The organism is Ruegeria sp. D1(2025) (genome assembly GCF_056536425.1).
In genome coordinates this window covers 67966-85190 of sequence record NZ_JBQFPO010000010.1, presented here as the reverse complement: position 1 = coordinate 85190, position 17225 = coordinate 67966, and the positions used below count along the sequence as shown (strand labels likewise).

16 protein-coding genes are annotated in these 17225 nt (G+C 59.6%); 10 read left to right on the top strand and 6 right to left on the bottom strand.

Annotation, left to right across the window (positions count from 1 at the left end; genetic code table 11):
• Positions 1 to 12 precede the first annotated feature (12 nt).
• Genes ACR1XU_RS19000 through ACR1XU_RS18990 form a run of 3 tightly spaced genes read right to left on the bottom strand, consistent with a single transcriptional unit; the run spans position 13 to position 4425 of the window.
• Positions 13 to 1047 (bottom strand): ACP S-malonyltransferase, encoded by a 1035-nt coding sequence (locus tag ACR1XU_RS19000; RefSeq protein ID WP_480907676.1) that lies wholly within the window; start codon positions 1045 to 1047, stop codon positions 13 to 15.
• A complete protein-coding gene (locus ACR1XU_RS18995) occupies positions 1044 to 3236 on the bottom strand; it encodes a dehydrogenase E1 component subunit alpha/beta (protein WP_480907674.1) in 2193 nt (730 codons plus the stop codon). The genes ACR1XU_RS19000 and ACR1XU_RS18995 overlap by 4 nt, the downstream gene beginning before the upstream one ends.
• Positions 3237 to 3258: 22 nt before the next feature.
• A complete protein-coding gene (locus tag ACR1XU_RS18990; protein ID WP_480907672.1) occupies positions 3259 to 4425 on the bottom strand; it encodes a pyridoxal phosphate-dependent aminotransferase in 1167 nt (388 codons plus the stop codon).
• Positions 4426 to 4522: 97 nt separating this feature from the next.
• Here ACR1XU_RS18990 and ACR1XU_RS18985 point away from each other — a divergent pair, with 97 nt between their 5' ends.
• Together ACR1XU_RS18985 and ACR1XU_RS18980 are read left to right on the top strand one after the other, a co-directional pair.
• Positions 4523 to 5419 carry a LysR substrate-binding domain-containing protein gene (locus tag ACR1XU_RS18985; RefSeq protein ID WP_480907670.1) on the top strand — a complete coding sequence of 299 codons (897 nt, stop codon included), beginning with the start codon at positions 4523 to 4525 and terminating at the stop codon, positions 5417 to 5419.
• A 30-nt stretch (positions 5420 to 5449) separates the two neighbouring features.
• A complete protein-coding gene (locus ACR1XU_RS18980) occupies positions 5450 to 5974 on the top strand; it encodes a GNAT family N-acetyltransferase (protein ID WP_170806919.1) in 525 nt (174 codons plus the stop codon).
• Between the two features lie 103 nt (positions 5975 to 6077).
• On the opposite strand, the gene ACR1XU_RS18975 is transcribed toward ACR1XU_RS18980, so the two are convergent.
• Positions 6078 to 7235, bottom strand: coding sequence for an acyl-CoA dehydrogenase family protein (locus ACR1XU_RS18975; RefSeq protein WP_480907668.1), 1158 nt, complete (start codon positions 7233 to 7235; stop codon positions 6078 to 6080).
• Positions 7236 to 7374: 139 nt separating this feature from the next.
• Positions 7375 to 7938, bottom strand: coding sequence for a TetR/AcrR family transcriptional regulator (locus ACR1XU_RS18970; protein ID WP_480907666.1), 564 nt, complete (start codon positions 7936 to 7938; stop codon positions 7375 to 7377).
• 300 nt (positions 7939 to 8238) lie between these two features.
• On the opposite strand from ACR1XU_RS18970, the gene ACR1XU_RS18965 reads away from it, so the two are divergent.
• Both ACR1XU_RS18965 and ACR1XU_RS18960 read left to right on the top strand, forming a co-directional pair.
• Positions 8239 to 8703: a nuclear transport factor 2 family protein gene (locus tag ACR1XU_RS18965; RefSeq protein WP_480813876.1), complete on the top strand. Its 465-nt coding sequence runs from the start codon at positions 8239 to 8241 to the stop codon at positions 8701 to 8703.
• 11 nt (positions 8704 to 8714) lie between these two features.
• Positions 8715 to 9335 (top strand): pyridoxamine 5'-phosphate oxidase family protein, encoded by a 621-nt coding sequence (locus ACR1XU_RS18960; protein ID WP_480907664.1) that lies wholly within the window; start codon positions 8715 to 8717, stop codon positions 9333 to 9335.
• Positions 9336 to 9561: 226 nt separating this feature from the next.
• On the opposite strand, the gene ACR1XU_RS18955 is transcribed toward ACR1XU_RS18960, so the two are convergent.
• Positions 9562 to 10224, bottom strand: coding sequence for a TetR/AcrR family transcriptional regulator (locus ACR1XU_RS18955; RefSeq protein ID WP_480907662.1), 663 nt, complete (start codon positions 10222 to 10224; stop codon positions 9562 to 9564).
• A gap of 64 nt (positions 10225 to 10288) precedes the next feature.
• Here ACR1XU_RS18955 and ACR1XU_RS18950 point away from each other — a divergent pair, with 64 nt between their 5' ends.
• The 6 genes from ACR1XU_RS18950 to cueR all read left to right on the top strand — a co-directional run bounded on the left by ACR1XU_RS18950 (position 10289) and on the right by cueR (position 17142).
• The gene (locus ACR1XU_RS18950; RefSeq protein ID WP_480907660.1) at positions 10289 to 11605 is read left to right on the top strand and encodes a flavin-containing monooxygenase; all 1317 of its coding nucleotides are present in this window, start codon (positions 10289 to 10291) and stop codon (positions 11603 to 11605) included.
• Entirely contained in the window at positions 11602 to 12504 is a 903-nt protein-coding gene (locus tag ACR1XU_RS18945; RefSeq protein ID WP_480907658.1) for a bile acid:sodium symporter family protein, read from the top strand. Before ACR1XU_RS18950 ends, ACR1XU_RS18945 begins: the two co-directional genes overlap by 4 nt.
• Positions 12501 to 13433, top strand: coding sequence for an SDR family oxidoreductase (locus ACR1XU_RS18940; protein ID WP_480907656.1), 933 nt, complete (start codon positions 12501 to 12503; stop codon positions 13431 to 13433). The genes ACR1XU_RS18945 and ACR1XU_RS18940 overlap by 4 nt, the downstream gene beginning before the upstream one ends.
• Positions 13430 to 14188, top strand: coding sequence for an SDR family NAD(P)-dependent oxidoreductase (locus tag ACR1XU_RS18935; protein ID WP_480907654.1), 759 nt, complete (start codon positions 13430 to 13432; stop codon positions 14186 to 14188). The genes ACR1XU_RS18940 and ACR1XU_RS18935 overlap by 4 nt, the downstream gene beginning before the upstream one ends.
• 87 nt (positions 14189 to 14275) lie before the next feature.
• Positions 14276 to 16756 (top strand): heavy metal translocating P-type ATPase, encoded by a 2481-nt coding sequence (locus ACR1XU_RS18930; RefSeq protein WP_480907652.1) that lies wholly within the window; start codon positions 14276 to 14278, stop codon positions 16754 to 16756.
• Positions 16753 to 17142 (top strand): Cu(I)-responsive transcriptional regulator, encoded by a 390-nt coding sequence (gene cueR / locus ACR1XU_RS18925; protein WP_170619721.1) that lies wholly within the window; start codon positions 16753 to 16755, stop codon positions 17140 to 17142. Before ACR1XU_RS18930 ends, cueR begins: the two co-directional genes overlap by 4 nt.
• Positions 17143 to 17225 lie beyond the last annotated feature (83 nt).

Genomic DNA, 17225 nt, shown 5'->3' with positions numbered 1-17225 from the left:
CTCATCGGTGTATCAGCCGGTTACCAGCATTCTCTGATCGTCGCGACCCATGGCAATCAAAAGGGGCTCTGCCTCCTGTCGGGCCTGAAACGCAGCCTTGTCGGCCATGCCCTGCCAATTTGCCAGAACCAGTGATTGCGCGACCGCGCCACCAAGCGTTGCGCCCGGCCCGGTGACAATGAACAGATCGGGGGCAAACTCGCGCGCGGCGGTCTGCACTGCACGTGAAAAGTCATAGGTTTCCATGACCTGATGCCCCAGCGTGTAGTCCCAAAGCGCCTCTGTGTCGGCTGCACCGGGCCACCAGATCTTGCCGCGTCCGTCGATCAGCGGCAGATCCGGCTGAGCGAACAGTTCCTGGCCAAGCAGGGCACGGCCCCTGGCTGCAACCGGTGCCTGAAGCCCGGTATGGAACGCCGCGTGATTTGCCAGTCGCATAGGAAACCGTTCCTGCACCACCGGCTGCGACTGCTCAAACGCTTTCAGCCCGCTTTCGTTACCCGCCAGCACAAGCATCCCACCCAGATCAATGGAGATTGCCAGAGCGTGTCCGTTCAACGCATCAATTCTCGCCACATCTGCCAGCAACTCAGCCTTCCGCGCAGGATCGTTCACCCAATCGTCACCCACAAACGGATACACCAGCTGACCGCCAATCAGCTGTTCCTGCATGAGGGTTCCCATCGTGTTAACCACCCGGAACCCATCCTGCGTACTCAACGCGCGCGCGGCGGCCAGTGCGATATACCACCCCATCGAATTGCCGGTTACGGCCACAATTTCGATATCGTCCGAAAGCGACTGAGCATCCGCAAGCGACGCCGCATAAATCAGGGGTGAGGCCACATCGCCTCTGGAGTACTTGCCGACCGTGTAGCGCTGAGCGCCATCCAGCGCCGTGGCACCTTCCTGACCCGCTTCGGCGCGAATGGCATCAAACACGGCAAACATGTTCATCCGATCCGAATGGTGTCGGTGCAGATAACCCAGTTCGGGCTTGTTATAGGTACCCCGTCCGGGGCAGATCACAACGGCAGTTCGGGTCATGGCTGCACTCCGGTCAGCTTCAGTGCGGAGGCGACGATACTATCTTTGGACGGCAGCGGCGCGGCATAGGCGGGGCCCGTCGCTATGAAACAATCTTCGGCCACGACGCGGGCGGTTGGTATCCCGTCACTTTCTTCGCGGAAAAACGTCATCAGCGCCTCGGACTGGCTGCCAGTCCTGCGGCATTCATCCACGATCAACACATGCCGGCACGGTTTGGTAGCCTGCCGCAACGCGTCTTCCGGCAGGGGGGCCAGCCAGCGCATATCGATGACACGCACGCTCAGCCCTGCGGCCTCCAGTTCCGGCAAAGCCTGCCTCGACAGGTAATATCCGTTGCCATAGGTCACGATCGCAAGATCGGTTCCTGCGCCATGCACGCCCACGTCCCCCAACGCAATTCTCTGGTCGGGAGAAGGATAGGTCGTCATCCAACCGCCATCCTGCGGTGCATGCAGATCCCGCATTGGATAAAGCGCGATGGGTTCCAGGAACACCACCACCCGTTGCTCTTCCCGGGCCAGACGGGCGCACTCGCGCAACATTTTCGCGGCATCCGCTCCGTTCGACGGGCAGGCAATGATCACACCCGGAATGTCCCGCAACACGGCCAGCGAGTTGTCATTGTGGAAATGCCCCCCAAAGCCTTTCTGGTATCCAAGGCCCGCAATCCGCAGAACCATCGGGTTCGAGAACTGCCCGTTCGAGAAAAACGGCAGAGTCGCCGCCTCGCCCCGGATCTGATCCTCGGCGTTGTGCAGGTAGGCGAGGAACTGAATTTCCGGGATCGGAATGAACCCGTTGTGCCCCATCCCGATCGCCAGCCCCAGGATGGATTGCTCGTCCAGAAGGGTGTCGATGACCCGATCCGGCCCGAACCGTTGCTGCAGCTTTTGTGTCACGCCATAGACACCGCCCTTGCGTCCGACATCTTCGCCCATGCAGACGATCTCGCGATGTTCCAGCATCAGATCGGTCAGCGCCCAGTTGATCAGGCGACTCATTGGTTGTGGTTCATCCATTGCCCGCATGTCGCCGCCAAACGCCGTGGATCGCGCACCGGCGCTGGGGCCGTTTGTGGGTTTGCAGACGCGTTTTGGTGGGACCAGGCTGGCCACAACGTCTTCGGCGCTGGCCAGATGCGGGCGGGTCGCGGCCTCGGCGGCGATCCGGTCAGTACGGGCGCAGGTCTGGTTATAGATTTTCAATGCCTCGTCCGGCGTCATGGCCCCGGCCTGATCCAGCAGGCGAACGGTATGCAGCAAGGGATCGTTGGCTTCATCCGCCTCGACCTCGGATTTGCTGAGATAGGTTGTCGGCACATCCGCCCCCGCATGGCCATAAAGACGAACCGTTTTCAGATGCAGGAAAGCGGGCTTGCGGCGCGTCCGGACATATTCGGCTGCTTCCTGTGCCACGGCATAGGTTTCGAAAATATCCAGCCCGTTGGCCTGGAAGTACTTGATGCCCGGCCGATGCTCCATCGAGGCCTGAATCCAGCCCTTTGGCGTCTTCACTGAAATACCGATGCCGTTGTCCTCGCAGACAAACAACAATGGCAGCGGCGTTGACTGCACGCTGGTCCAGCCGGCCGTGTTGATTGCACCCTGTGCAGTCGAGTGATTGGCCGACGCATCACCGAAGGAACACATGGCGATCCCGTCTGCGGGCAGGTCCCGATGCTCGGGGTCATGACGCCGGGCGGCACCCAGCGAATAGGCCGCGCCCACGGCCTTGGGCAAATGACTGGCAATGGTCGAGGTCTGCGGCGGTATCATCAGCGCCCGGGATCCCAACACCTTGTGCCGGCCGCCTGACGTCGGATCCTCTTTCGAGCAGGCAAAGCTGAGAAGCATGTCCCAGGCGATCTGCTGACCCGGAACCTGTTCAGCCCGCGCGATCTGAAACGCGGCATCGCGGTAGTGCAAAAAGGCAATGTCGGTCGGCCGAAGCGCGTGGGCCACGGCCGCCATGCCTTCGTGCCCTGAAGAACCGATGGTGTAAAACCCTTGGCCGGCCTTCTGCATCGCCCGGCTAGTCCGGTCCAGCGCTCGGCTGAGAACCTGCGATCGGTAGAGCGAGACAGCCTCGGGCCCGCTCAGCCCCGGACGCGGCGGCGCGCCTTCGGGCAAGTCGCGACGGGCGACGCGGGTCAGGAAGTTGTCGTGAACGATCTGGGCGCGGTCCATTGCAAATCCCCGGTCTTTGAATTCAAAGCTTTTCGACGGCGGCCGCAATGCGGCTCAGCCCTTGTTGCAGGCTTTCGGTGGCATAAGCAAAAGAAAGCCGCAGATGCCCCGGCATCCCGAAGGCCCGCCCCGGCACCAGCGCCACACCCGCTTCGTCCAGCAGGTAACGGCAAAATTCGTGATCGACCGGCATTTTAGGTGGAGTTTCGGGGAACACATAAAAAGCCCCGTCCGGCACCGCACATTTCATCCCCGCCGCATTCAGACCACGGACCACCAGATCACGGCGCGCCTGCATTTCGGTACGCCGGTCCGCCAACAGGTCCTGCGGTCCGGTAATCGCAGCCAAAGCCGCAGCCTGCGCGACCGAACACGCACCCGAAGTGATCTGCCCCTGCACCGCGATCATCGCCTTGATCAAGGGTTCAGGCCCAATACCCCAGCCGATCCTCCAACCGGTCATCGAATAGGCTTTGGACACGCCGTTTACAGTCAGCGTCCGGTGCGCAAGCTCGGGCAAGGCCTCGACAAACGGGGAAAACGGCACATAGGACAGATGCTGATAAATCTCGTCAGCAATGACCCAGACCTGCGGATGACGTTGCAACACCGCGCCCAAAGCCTGCAATTCCGCCTTGGAATAGACTGCTCCCGTCGGGTTTGACGGCGTATTTAGCAGCAGCCAGCGCGTGCGCGGCGTGATCGCCGCCTCCAACTGTGCGGGCAAGAGTTTGAAACCTTGCTGTTTTGGACACTCCAGCACCACAGGCACACCGCCCGCTAGCCTGACCATGTCTGCATAGCTGGTCCAGAACGGCGCCGCGGTGATAACTTCGTCGCCCGGGTTCAGGGTCGCCATCAGCGCGCCAGACAAAACCTGCTTGGCACCTGTCGACACGATGACATTCGCGGGCCCGACCCCCGCTTGGCCTGCAATCGCCGCGCGCAGGGCCGGTGTTCCCCCCGTAGCCGGGTATCGTGTCTGACCCTGAACAGCAGCAAGATGCGCGGCCTCGACCACGTGCGGCGGCGTGGGAAAGTCGGGTTCTCCGGTGCTGAGAGCGATCACATCCACGCCCTCGGCCCGAAGACGCGCCGCATGTTCGGAGATCTGAACGATTTCCGAAAGCTCTATCCCGTCGAGCCGCTCGGCCCGGTGAAACTCGGCCACTGTTTCTAGACTGCCCATATGCGAGAATCCCGTTACCCATCAGCCTGCCCTGTATCGGGCTAGCGCCTTCGCAATGCCAGTGATATTCCATCCGAAAGGTATGAGGATTCGTTATATGATTGCGCCGCGCCGTTTTCTGCCTTCGATCCCGTCGTTGCTGGCGCTGGAAGCGGTTGATCGCCTCGGCAGCGCCTCGGCAGCGGCCGAGGAACTGTCGCTGACGCAAAGTGCGATCAGCCGTCAGCTCAAGACCATGGAGGAGCAGCTGGGGGTCGAACTGATCCAGCGCACCCAGATGCGCCTGCATTTGACACCGGCGGCCAAGGAATATGTCCAGATTGCCCGAACCGCACTACACCAGCTTGCGCAGGCCTCTCTCAAACTCAAGGCAAACCCGACGGGCGGATCGCTGAGCCTGTCTATTCTGCCCGCGTTTGGCATGCATTGGCTGGCCCCCCGGCTTCAGGATTTTGCACGCCGTCACCCCGAAGTGACCGTGAACCTGAATACCCGCCTCAGACCGTTTGACTTCCAGACCGAGCATTTCGATGCCGCCATCCATTTCGGACAACGGGACTGGCCCGGCGTCAATTACCTGCCCATCATGCGGGAAGACATTCTGCCTGTCTGCGCCCCGGATCTTCTGCCAAAGAATCAAGGCGGTATTGAATGGCTGACATCGGCCCCATTGCTGCACATCGAAACCCGCCCCGACGCGTGGGAGAAATGGTTCGCGATACAGGGACACCCCGTCAAAGGCCTGACCGGAATGATGTTCGATCAGTTCTCAACCATGATTCAGGCCACAATCCACAGGCTGGGTGTCGCACTGCTTCCCAGCTATCTGGTTGCCGAGGATCTCAGGAAAGGCAGGCTGTCGCTGGCCTGGCAGGGTCCGCCGGTCAGCCTGGGTGACTATTACCTAGTGTGGCCGCAGCACCGACCTGCCGCAACACCGCTTGTTTCTTTCCGCGCCTGGCTTGAGGGGCAGGTCGCAACACCACCGGATTAAGCGGCGGGACCGCTGTCAAAGGAGGCCGAATTGGACGACAAGATCACCATTCGCGAAACGGGCGCATCGGATCGGGCGCAGATTCTGGAATTGTACCCTGATGCGTTCCCGGACGAAGATCTGACACCGCTGGTCGCGGAACTTCTGACGCTGGAACAGGATATCCTGTCATTGGGTGGATTTACCGGTGATCGGCTGGTGGCCCATGTCCTTTTCACCACCTGCCGGACGGAGAACGACCCGACACCGGGGGCCCTGTTGGGGCCGCTTGCCGTTTCATCGGACCTTCAGCGACAGGGGATCGGCACACGGCTGGTCAACGCAGGCATCAGCAAGCTTGAGACACTCGGGCACCAGCAAGTCTTTGTGCTTGGTGATCCGCAGTATTACAGCCGTTTTGGGTTTCTTGCGGAAGACCGGGTATCCACGCCCTATCCCATTCCAACGGAATGGGCCCCGGCGTGGCAGTCCCTGCACATCAACCGGAACCAGACAAAGGCGTCTGGCGTTCTGCACCTGCCAGATCCCTGGATGAACCCTACTTTGTGGGGCTGACCCATCTGCTGTCACGAACGCAGCGCGCCCCGGCGCGCTGCGCGGCCCAACAGGAGGAGGTGTTCCGCAAGGAACATTGACGACTGGCGGGAGCGTTCAGGACTCAGACGTCCAGGGAACGGGCGATGAGCTCCTTCATCACCTCATTTGTCCCGCCGTAGATCATCTGAACCCGCGCATCCGCATAAAGGCGGGCAATCGGATACTCCATCATGAATCCGTACCCACCGAACAGTTGCAGGCATTCATGCATGACCTCGTTCTGAACCTCGGAACCCCAGTACTTCACCATTGACGCCGTGGCCGCATCCAGTTCGCTCGCTTCAAGCTTTCCGATACAGTCATTCACAAAGCTGCGCAGAACTTCGGCCTTGGTCTTGCATTCGGCCAGCTTGAATCGCGTGTTCTGAAAATCCATCACGCGCTGGCCAAAGGCTTTTCGTTCCTGCGTGTATTTCACCGTTTCTGCGATGGCGAAGTCGATCGCGCCCAGTGCCATGATGCCAATGGTCAGACGCTCCCAGGGCAGCTGCTTCATCAACTGATAAAAGCCCTGCCCCTCTTCCGGGCCGATCAGGTTCGTCATCGGAACCTTGACGTCCTCAAAAAACAGCTCGGCCGTGTCGTTGGCCTTCATACCCAGTTTCTTCAGGTTGCGGCCCCGACGAAACCCCTCCGCGCCGTCGGTTTCAACCGCAATCAGGGACACCCCTTTGGACCCCTGCGATTTGTCGGTCTTGGCCACCACAATGACAAGATCGGCGGTCTGGCCATTGGTGATGAATATCTTGGATCCGTTGATCCGGTAGGAATTACCATCCTTCTCGGCCGTGGTTCGCACCGCCTGCAGGTCTGACCCGGTTCCCGGCTCGGTCATGGCAATGGCGCCGACCATCTCGCCGCTGGCCAGTTTTGGCAGCCATTTCTGTTTCTGATCTTCGCTGCCATAGCTGGTGATGTAATGGGTTACGATGGACTGAATCCCAAATCCCCATCCGGCGTCGCCTCGTGAAGCCTGTTCGTACAGCGTGACCGAGTCGAACCCCATGCCGCCGCCGACGCCGCCGTAAGCCTCGTCAATCGAGCCCGCCATCAAGCCGGTTTCGCCCGCTTTCGTCCAGAACGCGCGATCAACGATCCCCTGATCGACCCAGCGATCAATGCTCGGGACAAGCTCGTCATCCATGAACCGGCCGGCCATTTCGGCAAACATCCGGTGTTCGTCGGTGACCCATGCGGCGGTCGAAGTGAAAAGCGACATATCGTATTCTCCGGTCTTTGATAGTCCGATGCTATCCCCGGCCCCGGATTCTTCCAATCCGGGTGACGCCGCGTTCTCAACCCTTGCTACGCGACGTTCGTTTGCGCGGTCTGGCGTCTGACCTGCTCATCAAATCCGGTCATGTCAGTGCGTGGTTCAGCAGAACCTGCGCCGCCTCCTTTGCATCCTGCGCAGGGTCGCATTTTTTTAGAAGAACCGCCGTCACAATCGCGCCCTCCTGCAAAAGCAGCAGCTGGCACCCCAGACTTTCAGGATCACGAACCCCGGCCTTGCGGCACAGATCGGTCATGTAGTCCAGAAGCAACCGCTTGTGCTCGGCCGCCTGAACGTGGATCGGGTGGTCTTTTTCCTGGTACTCAGCCCCGGCCTTGATGAACATGCAGCCGCGGTATTTGTCTTCCTCGAACCATTCCTTCAGCACATCGAAACTGGCGATCAGCTGATCGGCGGGCGTTTCGGAAAGGTCTTCAATCCTTCGGACGAACCAGTTTCGGAAGTTTTCATCTCGCAGGCGCAATGCCGCAAGGATCAACTCCTCCTTGGTGCGGAAATGCTTGTACATCGATGTTTTGGATACGCCTGTTTCAACCACCAGCTTGTCCATTCCGGTGGCATGAAAACCGTCCCTGTAGAAAACCTCCAAGGCCTTGCGGACAAGCTCATCACGTTTGTTGGGGCGCATTCCTAGCTCCTGATTGTACTGATCAGTACATATACACTTTCTAAAGAGGCTTCAATGACAACAATTAACATATTGTTTTGTAACGCTATTACCAAAGCCAGGAGGGTGAAGTCGAATATTTTCAAAAAAGGGGCTTGAAAACATGTACCGATCTGTACATCTTATCATCAAGATTGACCGATCTGTACACCAAAGGATTTCACCGATGCGACGCCGTGCCAGCCTATTTTCACCGCAGTACGTTCCCTTTCTTCTGACTCTGGCGCTGATCACGGCCGCCTTAACCTGAAAGCCTGTAATATGAACCGCCCCCCTTTGCCGCCCTTCACGCATGAAACGGCCACCCGGAAAGTGCGCATGGCGGAAAACGCCTGGAACAGCCGCGACCCGGACGTCGTAACGCCCGCCTACACGGAAGACAGCCGCTGGAGAAACCGCGCCGAGTTCCTGAGCGGCCACGCCGAGATTCACGCGTTTCTGACACGAAAATGGGCCAAGGAGCTTGATTACCGCTTGATCAAGGAATTATGGACCTATCGCGACAATCGCATCGCTGTACGGTATGCTTATGAATGGCACGACGACAGCGGTCAGTGGTTCCGGTCATATGGCAACGAAAACTGGGAATTTGCTGAAGACGGCCGAATGGCCTCGCGCCACACGTCGCTGAATGATCTGCCGATCACCGCAGAACAACGCATGTTCCACTGGCCCGCAGGACAGCGCCCCGACGACCATCCCGGCCTGTCTGATCTGGGTCTTTGAAAGGACAGCCCATGCCACGCGCGTTTTCCGAACTGACCTTCACCCCCGCCGTTCGCGCCCATCAGGAGAGGATGGGTTCGGCGCGAAGCTATGCCAAGTTCCTGGACAGCGGTCCGCAAAAAGGACACCTGATCGGAGAGGCTGAAAAGGCATTCATTCAGGCCCGCGACAGCTTTTATCAGTCCACTGTATCCGAGACCGGTTGGCCCTATGTTCAATTCCGCGGCGGTCCGGTCGGGTTCCTGAAAGTGCTTGGGCCGCAAACCCTTGGATACGCTGATTTTTCAGGCAACAAACAGTACATTTCACGCGGGAATTTGGACGGCAACGACCGGATTGCCCTGATCCTGATGGATTATGCCAATCAGCGCCGTCTGAAGATTCTGGGACGGGTCGAATTCACCGAAGGCGAAGCCGCAGCCGCCAGTCTTTACCCTGACAACGCCGAAGCCTCCGCCGAGCGCGCAGTGATCATCAAGGTCGAGGCCTTGGACTGGAACTGCCCCCGCCACATCACGCCTCGTTTCACCGAGGCCGAGCTTCGGCCTCACCTGAATTCGCTTGGCCAGCAACTGGCGCAGCTTCAGGCCGAAAACGAAAAGCTCAGGCAGCAATTGGCAGGGCGATCCTGAACACGACGTCAACAACGCTCCTTACCCTTGAATTAGAACAAGGAATTACCCGAATGATGCGATCAACAATGAATTTGGCCAGCGCGCTGTTAGCTGGCATCGTTTTTTCACTGGCAGTGATTTCGTTTGGGTTCTTTGCCTCGCCCGAAGCGGTTCGAACGTCTCCGCCCGCGGCGTATAATTCGCTTCTGCTGATACAGTTTGAAACCAGGTAATGTCGAACCGTCTAGGGGTTTGCGGATCGAACAAGCGCTTCGATCCCTGCCGCGCAAAAATCGATCAGTTCGTCGGTCCCGGCAAGTTGTCCGCCTTGCGACAAGGCGTCCACCCGCCATGCACTGTTGAGGTGCGCCAGAACTGCGGACACCGAATACACCTGCCCGCTGGCCAGCAAAGCGATATCGACCTTCGGGTACAGCGCCGCGATTTCCGCAATGAAACGCCGCGCCGTTGGGTCGAAGCATTCCGCCGCGATGGCGCGCCAGCGCGGGTCCACAGACACATGCGCCACCAGACGCCCATAGGCCATCCATCCCGCTCCGCCCGTTTCGGCTAACGTAATGTAAGGCCGAATGAAGCAGTCCAGAACACCGCGCAGTGTTGGCTGACCAGCTTCTTTCAACGCGTTCAGGGCGTCCAGCCGGATTTGGGCCAGTTCATCCGCGCGACGCGCAACGGTCTTGTGAAACAACTCTTCCTTGCCGCCTCCGTGGTGATGCACCAACCCGACTTGCACACCGGCTTTGGCCGCGATGTCCCTGATCGACGCCCCTTCGAATCCGCGATCGGCAAACAGCGCCTCGGCCGCGTCCAGAATGCGCGCCCGGGTCTGCAGCGATCGTTTCGATGGTGCCCTTTGTCGTTTTATTTCAGTCACTTTGGCGGTCATGAAAATCATCTTGCCTTATTTTGTACGATCGTTCAACTTAAGCCGTGCGAACAGGGGAGAGTTCATGTCAGAAAAGCGCGAGGCATTCGCCCTGATCGGGGCGGGCCCGATGGGGCTGGCTGCGGCCAAGGTGCTAAAGGAGCAAGGTATTCCATTTCAGGGGTTCGAGTTGCATTCGGATGTCGGTGGTCTGTGGGACATTGATGCCCCGAGATCAACCATGTATGAGACTGCCCACCTGATCTCGTCAAAGCGGATGACGGAATTTTCCGACTTCCCGATGGAGGATGGAGTCGCCGAATATCCGTCGCATCGGGCAATGCGGGACTATTTTCGCGCCTTTGCCGACCACTTCGATCTGCGCAAACACTTCATTTTCAATGCCGAGGTAACAGAAGCCAAACCGCTGGGCGCACCCGGCGATGGCTGGCGCGTTTGCTGGCGGGATCAGGACGGGGAACATGAGGCCGAGTTTGCCGGTGCTCTGATCGCCAACGGCACCCTGTCCGAACCTAACATGCCGCAGTTCGCAGGCACCTTTGAAGGCGAACTGATCCACGCCTCGCAATACCGGTATCCCCAACAGTTCGATGGCAAACGCGTGCTGATCGTGGGCGCAGGAAACTCGGGTTGCGACATTGCGGTGGACGCCATTCACCATGCCGTGCGCTGCGATCTGTCGATGCGGCGCGGGTACTATTTCGTTCCGAAGTACGTGTTTGGGAAGCCAGCTGATACGATGGGCGGAATGATCCGCCTGCCCATGTGGCTGAAGCGCAAGATCGACAGCCTGATCCTTGGGTGGTTCGTCGGCGATCCGCAGAAATACGGCTTTCCCAAACCGGACTACAGACTGTACGAGAGCCATCCTATCGTGAACTCACTGGTGCTGTACCACGCGGGTCACGGAGATCTGCGCGTTCGGCCCGACATTCAGCAGATCGACGGCAAAACTGTGCATTTCACAGATGGCAGCAGCGAAGACTATGATATGATCCTCGCCGCGACCGGGTACAAGCTGCATTACCCGTTCATCGACCCGGATCTGCTGAACTGGCAGGGCGATGCGCCGCATCTTTACCTCAACGCCATGCACCCGGTCCGCGACGACCTGTTTGTTCTGGGGATGATCGAAGCGACCGGTCTGGGCTGGCAGGGACGCCACGAGCAAGCCGAGATGGTGGCGCGCTATATAAAAGGTATTCAGAGCGGCTGCACCGCGGCGGCCGAACTGAAGGCCACAAAACAAAAATCCTATGAGCGCGCCACCGGGGGCATGAACTACCTCAACCTCGCCCGCATGGCGTATTACGTGGACAAGGCGACCTATCGCAAAGCGGTCACCGGCTGGATTGACAAGTTCAGGAAAGCCGCTCCATGACCGGCATCGATGAGATTACCCTGAACTTCAGCCCTGCCTCTCTGACATTGCTGAATGGCATTCTTGCAATCGTGATGTTTTCGATTGCAATCGACCTGACCCCGCAGGATTTCAATCGGCTGCGCCGGGCACCCAAGCCTGTGATCGTGGGGCTGACCTCTCAATTCGTAGCGCTGCCTGCGCTGACGTTTGTACTGGTCTGGCTGGCGGCCCCGCGTCCTTCGATTGCTCTGGGGTTGATCCTTGTCGCAGCCTGTCCCGGCGGCAATATTTCTAACTTCATAACGCATCGTGCTGGCGGCAATGCCGCCCTGTCCGTATCGATGACTGCATTCGCCACGATCGGGGCAATCGCAATGACCCCGTTCAACATTGCGTTTTGGGGCGGGCTTTATCCACCGACCCGGGAAATCCTTCAAAGAACGGCAATCGACCCCTGGCAGATTGCGATCATCGTGGGGCTGATGCTGATTCTGCCTCTGGTGCTTGGCATGGCGCTGAATCAGCGCCGGCCGGATCTGACCGCGCGGTTGCGGACACCGCTGCAGTACCTGTCCATGGGCATCTTCGTTGCGTTCATCATTCTTGCTCTGGCGGCCAACTGGGACTTTTTCCTGAGCTTTGCCGGAGCCGTCGCCGGGCTTGTGATCATTCACAACGCGCTGGCTTTGGGGGGCGGTTGGGTTGTGGCCACTCTGACCCGGCTGTCCCCCTATGACCGCCGTGCCATAACGATCGAAACCGGTATTCAGAATTCCGGCCTCGGGCTGGTCCTGATATTCGCGTTCTTCAACGGATTGGGCGGCATGGCCGTTGTGGCAGCCTTCTGGGGCATCTGGCACGCGATCTCGGGGATTGCGCTGGCAACTGCCATGGCCCGGACCGAGGCGGCCCGATGACCCGCATCCTGATTACCGGTGCCGCCGGAACAGTCGGGCGCGCCCTTCTGGCCGAAGTCAAAGACCTTGCTGTATTTGCCACAGACCTGAACCGACCGTCCGACCTACCTGAAGACACCGCGTTTCTGCATCTGGACGTAACCACCGAAGAAGCGGCACGTGTGATCGCGAAAGTGAAGCCGGAAGTCATCGTTCACCTGGCCTCGATTGTGACACCACCGCCCGGACTGGGCCGCCAGAAAGCGTTTGAGGTGGATGTCACAGGCACAAGAAACGTGTTGAACGCTGCAATTTCCAATGGCGTTCGGCGGCTCGTCGTCACGTCGTCCGGCGCTGCCTACGGCTATCACCCGGACAACCGCGTCCCGCTACGCGAAAAGGATCCGCTGCGTGGCAATGCCGAATTTCCCTATGCCGACCACAAACGGCAGGTCGAGGAGATGCTGGCCGAGGCCCGTCAACGTGCGCCGCAGCTTGAGCAGGTTGTCCTGCGCGTGGGCACTGTACTGGGGGAAGGCACGGACAATCAGATTACGGCGCTGTTTCACAAACCTCGCCTGCTGGCGGTGTCCGGCAGTGACAGTCCCTTTGTCTTCATCTGGACCCGCGATCTGGCGCGTATACTGAAACGTGCGGCGACAGATGGACCGGCCGGTATCTTCAACGTGGCCGGCGACGGAGCGCTGGGAATAACAGAACTGGCGCACCTCCTGAACAAACCTGTTTTGCGCCTGCCTGCGTGGGCGATCCGATCAGTCCTGAGCCTTGCCCGCCCCCTTGGCCTGTCGCGATACGGACCGGAACAGGTGCGATTTCTGCAATACCGGCCGGTGCTGGACAACACTGCGCTGAAAACCGATTTCGGATACACCCCGGAAAAGACCAGCGCCGAGGTATTCGCGCTGTGGAAAGGATGGGCGGGGCTATGAAAACAGCGGTGATATCCGGCGGCGCAGGTGGGCTGGGTCGGGCCTTGTCGGCGGAGCTTCAGCGGCGGGGCTGGCGTGTTGTCCTGCTGGATCTGAATGTTTCAGATCTTACGGCGACCCCAACACAGCTTCCGATCGGGTGCGACCTGACGAAACCCGAGCAGTTGCAGGAAGCGGTCCTTGAGACCATCAAATCCAGCGATGGCATCGATCTGGTCATCTACAACGCAGGTGTCACCCAGATTCGCGGGTTTGACGTTTCCGACGACACCAGCCATCGCAAACTATTCGAGATCAACTATTTCGCAGCCGTCGCAATGGCGCGCGCGTTTCTTCCGGAGCTTCGCAAAACGCAGGGCACGCATCTGGCGATCTCGTCGGTCGCAGGCTTCGCGCCGCTTTATCACCGGACGGCCTATGCTGCCTCGAAACATGCGCTTGAAGGGTTTTTTAAATCGCTTCGATCCGAAGAGGGGCCGCACGGCGTCAGAGTGCATATTGCCGCGCCGTCCTTTGTTTCCACCAATCCCGGCAATGCCGAAACGCAGGCAGATGGAATGGCGCGTCCCGGCTCGGCATCCGATGAAATGGACGCCATGAGCCCCGAAAATGCCGCCGAGGTCATCCTGCGGGGGTTGGACAGGTCCAAGCCCATGATCCCGGTCGGGCGTGTTGCGCGCCTTGCGTGGTGGCTCAACAGTTTGTCACCGCGCCTGTATCAGCGACTGATGGAACGGAACATACGCGGATCCTGAATTCGGACAAAAAACCAGTCGAACCCCTTGACCTTCCCGTGACTGGAACCCCATGTGCAGGGAAGAACTTATGTCGGGACGAGTCGGATGGCTGAACTGAAAACACTGCAACTCACGATCACGGGCATGGGATGCGCTTCCTGTGTCGGACGTGTGGAAGCGGCGCTGCGGGGTGTTTCCGGCGTCACTGACGCTTCTGTCAATTTCGCAACGGAAACGGCACAGGTCGCAATTGAAGGCCCCTTGGCATCGTTGGTTGAGGCGTTGGACAGCGCTGGATACCCGGCTGCAACCCAGCAAGCGACGCTGAGAATCGAGGGGATGAGTTGCGCCTCATGCGTGTCCCGGGTTGAACGGGCCTTACTGGCCAGCCCCGGTGTCATTGATGCGCAGGTCAACCTGGCGACCCAGACAGCACTGGTCTCGTACCTCGAAGGGACGACGACCCCCGAGGCACTGGCGCAGGTGTCGGACGGAATCGGGTATACCGCGCATGTCGACCAGGGGAATGCGCCTGATCCCAAGCCCGCCGATAAATCAGACGAGATGAACGTCCTCCGTCGCTCGACCCTGCTGGCGGCGGTTCTGGCGTTACCGGTTTTTGTGCTTGAGATGGGCGGGCACATGGTCCCTGCCTTCCATCATTGGGTGCAGGCAAATATCGGTGCGCAAACCAGCCACATGATCCAATTTCTTCTGACCGCAGTTCTGCTGGTTGGCCCCGGTCGTGTCTTTTATGCCAAAGGCGTCCCGTCCCTGCTGCGTGGCGCGCCCGATATGAATGCGCTGGTTGCCCTCGGCACAGGCGCGGCTTTTCTTTATTCGGTCATCGCCACATTTGCGCCCGGAATACTGCCGCAAGGAACGGCGAATGTTTATTTCGAAGCGGCCGCCGTCATCATCGTGCTGATCCTTTTGGGACGCCTGCTGGAAGCGCGCGCCAAAGGTCGAACAGGTGCCGCGATCCGCAGGCTGATTGGATTGCAGCCCAAAACGGCGCGGGTTGAAAGGAACGGCATGGTTGCAGACATGCCCGTCGCAGACATTGTGGTGGACGACATCCTGCAAATCCGCCCGGGCGAGCGCGTTCCGGTGGACGCCGAAGTGCTGGACGGCACATCGTATCTGGACGAAAGCATGATTACCGGCGAACCGGTGCCGGTCGGGAAATCCGCCGGAGACACAGTGGTCGGCGGCACGGTCAACGGCACCGGTGCGCTGCGCGTCCGCGCCATACGCGTGGGGGCGGACACCGTGCTGGCCCAGGTCATACAGATGGTTGAAAAGGCGCAGGGCGCGAAACTGCCAATTCAGGGTCTTGTCGACCGCATAACGTATTATTTTGTTCCTGTGGTCATTGCGGTGGCAATGCTTACAATCGCGCTGTGGCTTGTTTTCGGCCCCGAACCCGCACTGCCCCTGGCGCTGGTTGCGGGCGTTTCGGTGCTGATCATAGCCTGCCCCTGCGCGATGGGGCTGGCAACGCCGACCTCAATCATGGTCGGCACCGGGCGCGCGGCCGAATTGGGTGTTCTGTTCCGCAAAGGTGATGCCCTGCAGCAATTGCAACAGGCGCAGGTCATCGCTTTTGACAAAACCGGAACCTTGACGTTGGGCCGGCCCGAGCTTGACGGCATTATCCCGGCCAACGGATTTGACCCGAAAAAAATGCTGCGCCTTGCCGCCGCGCTTGAGGCCCGGTCCGAACATCCAATTGCCACCGCGATCACAAGGGCCGGTCCATCGGATTTGCCTGAGCTGTCCGGGTTTGAATCGATGACCGGGCTTGGCGTACGCGCCGAGGTCGAAGGACAGGACGTCATGATCGGTTCAGCGAAGCTGATGATGCAAAACGGAATAGACATTGACGATCTGAGGGCCGAGGCGGACAGGCGCGCGGCATCGGGGGCCACGCCCTTGTATGTTGCCATTGACGGCGCGGCAGCGGCCTTGCTTGCCGTATCCGATCCGGTCAAGCCGGGAACAAAAGAAGCGTTGGCGCAGCTTCGCGATATGGGGCTGAACCTTGCAATGATCACTGGCGACAACGCCCGCACCGCGCAGGCGCTGGCCGATGAGTTGGGCATTGACCATGTCGTGGCCGATGTTTTGCCCGATGGAAAACTTGCCGCGGTCACCGAACTGCAGGACAGTCTTGGCGTGTTAGCCTTTGTTGGCGACGGGATCAACGATGCGCCGGCGCTGGCTGCTGCAGATATCGGCCTTGCCATTGGTACGGGAACGGATGTGGCAATCGAGACGGCAGACGTCGTTTTGATGTCCGGCGATCTGCGGGGCGTCGTGAACGCCTTGGAAATCAGCCGCCGGACTATGCGCAACATCCGCCAGAACCTCGGCTGGGCCTTTGGCTACAACACGCTGCTGATCCCCGTCGCCGCAGGCGTCTTGTTCCCGTTTGGCGGGCCACTGCTGTCCCCGGCGCTCGCTGCGGGGGCGATGGCCTTGTCCAGCGTCTTTGTTGTGACCAACGCACTGCGTTTGCGGCGGGTGAGCGTCAGCGCGCCCGTACCCTCTGCAATCCCAACAACCCAATCGGTGACACCATGAATATCGGAGACGTTGCCAGCCAGACCGGTCTGCCCGCCAAAACCATCCGGTATTATGAGGATATCGGACTGATCAGGCCCATGCGTGACGACAACGGCTATCGCCGGTTTCGCGAACAGGACGTGCACAAGCTGATCTTTCTGGGTCGCGCCCGTGCATTGGGCTTTACGATCGGCGATTGCAGGACACTGCTGGCCCTTTACGAAGATGAAACCCGCGCCAGTGCTGATGTCAAAAAGGTCGCGCGCGATCACCTGGCGCAGATCGAAATCAAGATTGCGGATCTCAACGCCATGCGTGACACGCTAAGCCACCTGATTGACGCCTGCGCCGGAGACAATCGGCCCGACTGTCCAATCCTCAGCGATCTGGGTCGCAAAAGCTGACACGGGGTTGCCCTTTGCCCGCAGCTTTGCTTTGTCTCTGCTGAACATTCCGGCCCGCCACCAGACGGATGCAGGGCCGGACA

Excerpts from the sequence above, each read along its gene's own strand:
- ACR1XU_RS18940 (WP_480907656.1), top strand. The coding sequence starts at position 12,501 with ATGACCCGCATCCTGATTACCGGTGCCGCCGGAACAGTCGGGCGCGCC.
- ACR1XU_RS18990 (WP_480907672.1), bottom strand. The coding sequence starts at position 4,425 with ATGGGCAGTCTAGAAACAGTGGCCGAGTTTCACCGGGCCGAGCGGCTC.
- ACR1XU_RS18975 (WP_480907668.1), bottom strand. The coding sequence starts at position 7,235 with ATGTCGCTTTTCACTTCGACCGCCGCATGGGTCACCGACGAACACCGG.
- ACR1XU_RS18935 (WP_480907654.1), top strand. The coding sequence starts at position 13,430 with ATGAAAACAGCGGTGATATCCGGCGGCGCAGGTGGGCTGGGTCGGGCC.
- ACR1XU_RS18960 (WP_480907664.1), top strand. The coding sequence starts at position 8,715 with ATGCCACGCGCGTTTTCCGAACTGACCTTCACCCCCGCCGTTCGCGCC.
- ACR1XU_RS18950 (WP_480907660.1), top strand. The coding sequence starts at position 10,289 with ATGTCAGAAAAGCGCGAGGCATTCGCCCTGATCGGGGCGGGCCCGATG.
- ACR1XU_RS18945 (WP_480907658.1), top strand. The coding sequence starts at position 11,602 with ATGACCGGCATCGATGAGATTACCCTGAACTTCAGCCCTGCCTCTCTG.
- ACR1XU_RS18955 (WP_480907662.1), bottom strand. The coding sequence starts at position 10,224 with ATGACCGCCAAAGTGACTGAAATAAAACGACAAAGGGCACCATCGAAA.
- ACR1XU_RS18930 (WP_480907652.1), top strand. The coding sequence starts at position 14,276 with ATGGCTGAACTGAAAACACTGCAACTCACGATCACGGGCATGGGATGC.
- cueR (WP_170619721.1), top strand. The coding sequence starts at position 16,753 with ATGAATATCGGAGACGTTGCCAGCCAGACCGGTCTGCCCGCCAAAACC.
- ACR1XU_RS18970 (WP_480907666.1), bottom strand. The coding sequence starts at position 7,938 with ATGCGCCCCAACAAACGTGATGAGCTTGTCCGCAAGGCCTTGGAGGTT.
- ACR1XU_RS18985 (WP_480907670.1), top strand. The coding sequence starts at position 4,523 with ATGATTGCGCCGCGCCGTTTTCTGCCTTCGATCCCGTCGTTGCTGGCG.
- ACR1XU_RS18965 (WP_480813876.1), top strand. The coding sequence starts at position 8,239 with ATGAACCGCCCCCCTTTGCCGCCCTTCACGCATGAAACGGCCACCCGG.
- ACR1XU_RS19000 (WP_480907676.1), bottom strand. The coding sequence starts at position 1,047 with ATGACCCGAACTGCCGTTGTGATCTGCCCCGGACGGGGTACCTATAAC.
- ACR1XU_RS18995 (WP_480907674.1), bottom strand. The coding sequence starts at position 3,236 with ATGGACCGCGCCCAGATCGTTCACGACAACTTCCTGACCCGCGTCGCC.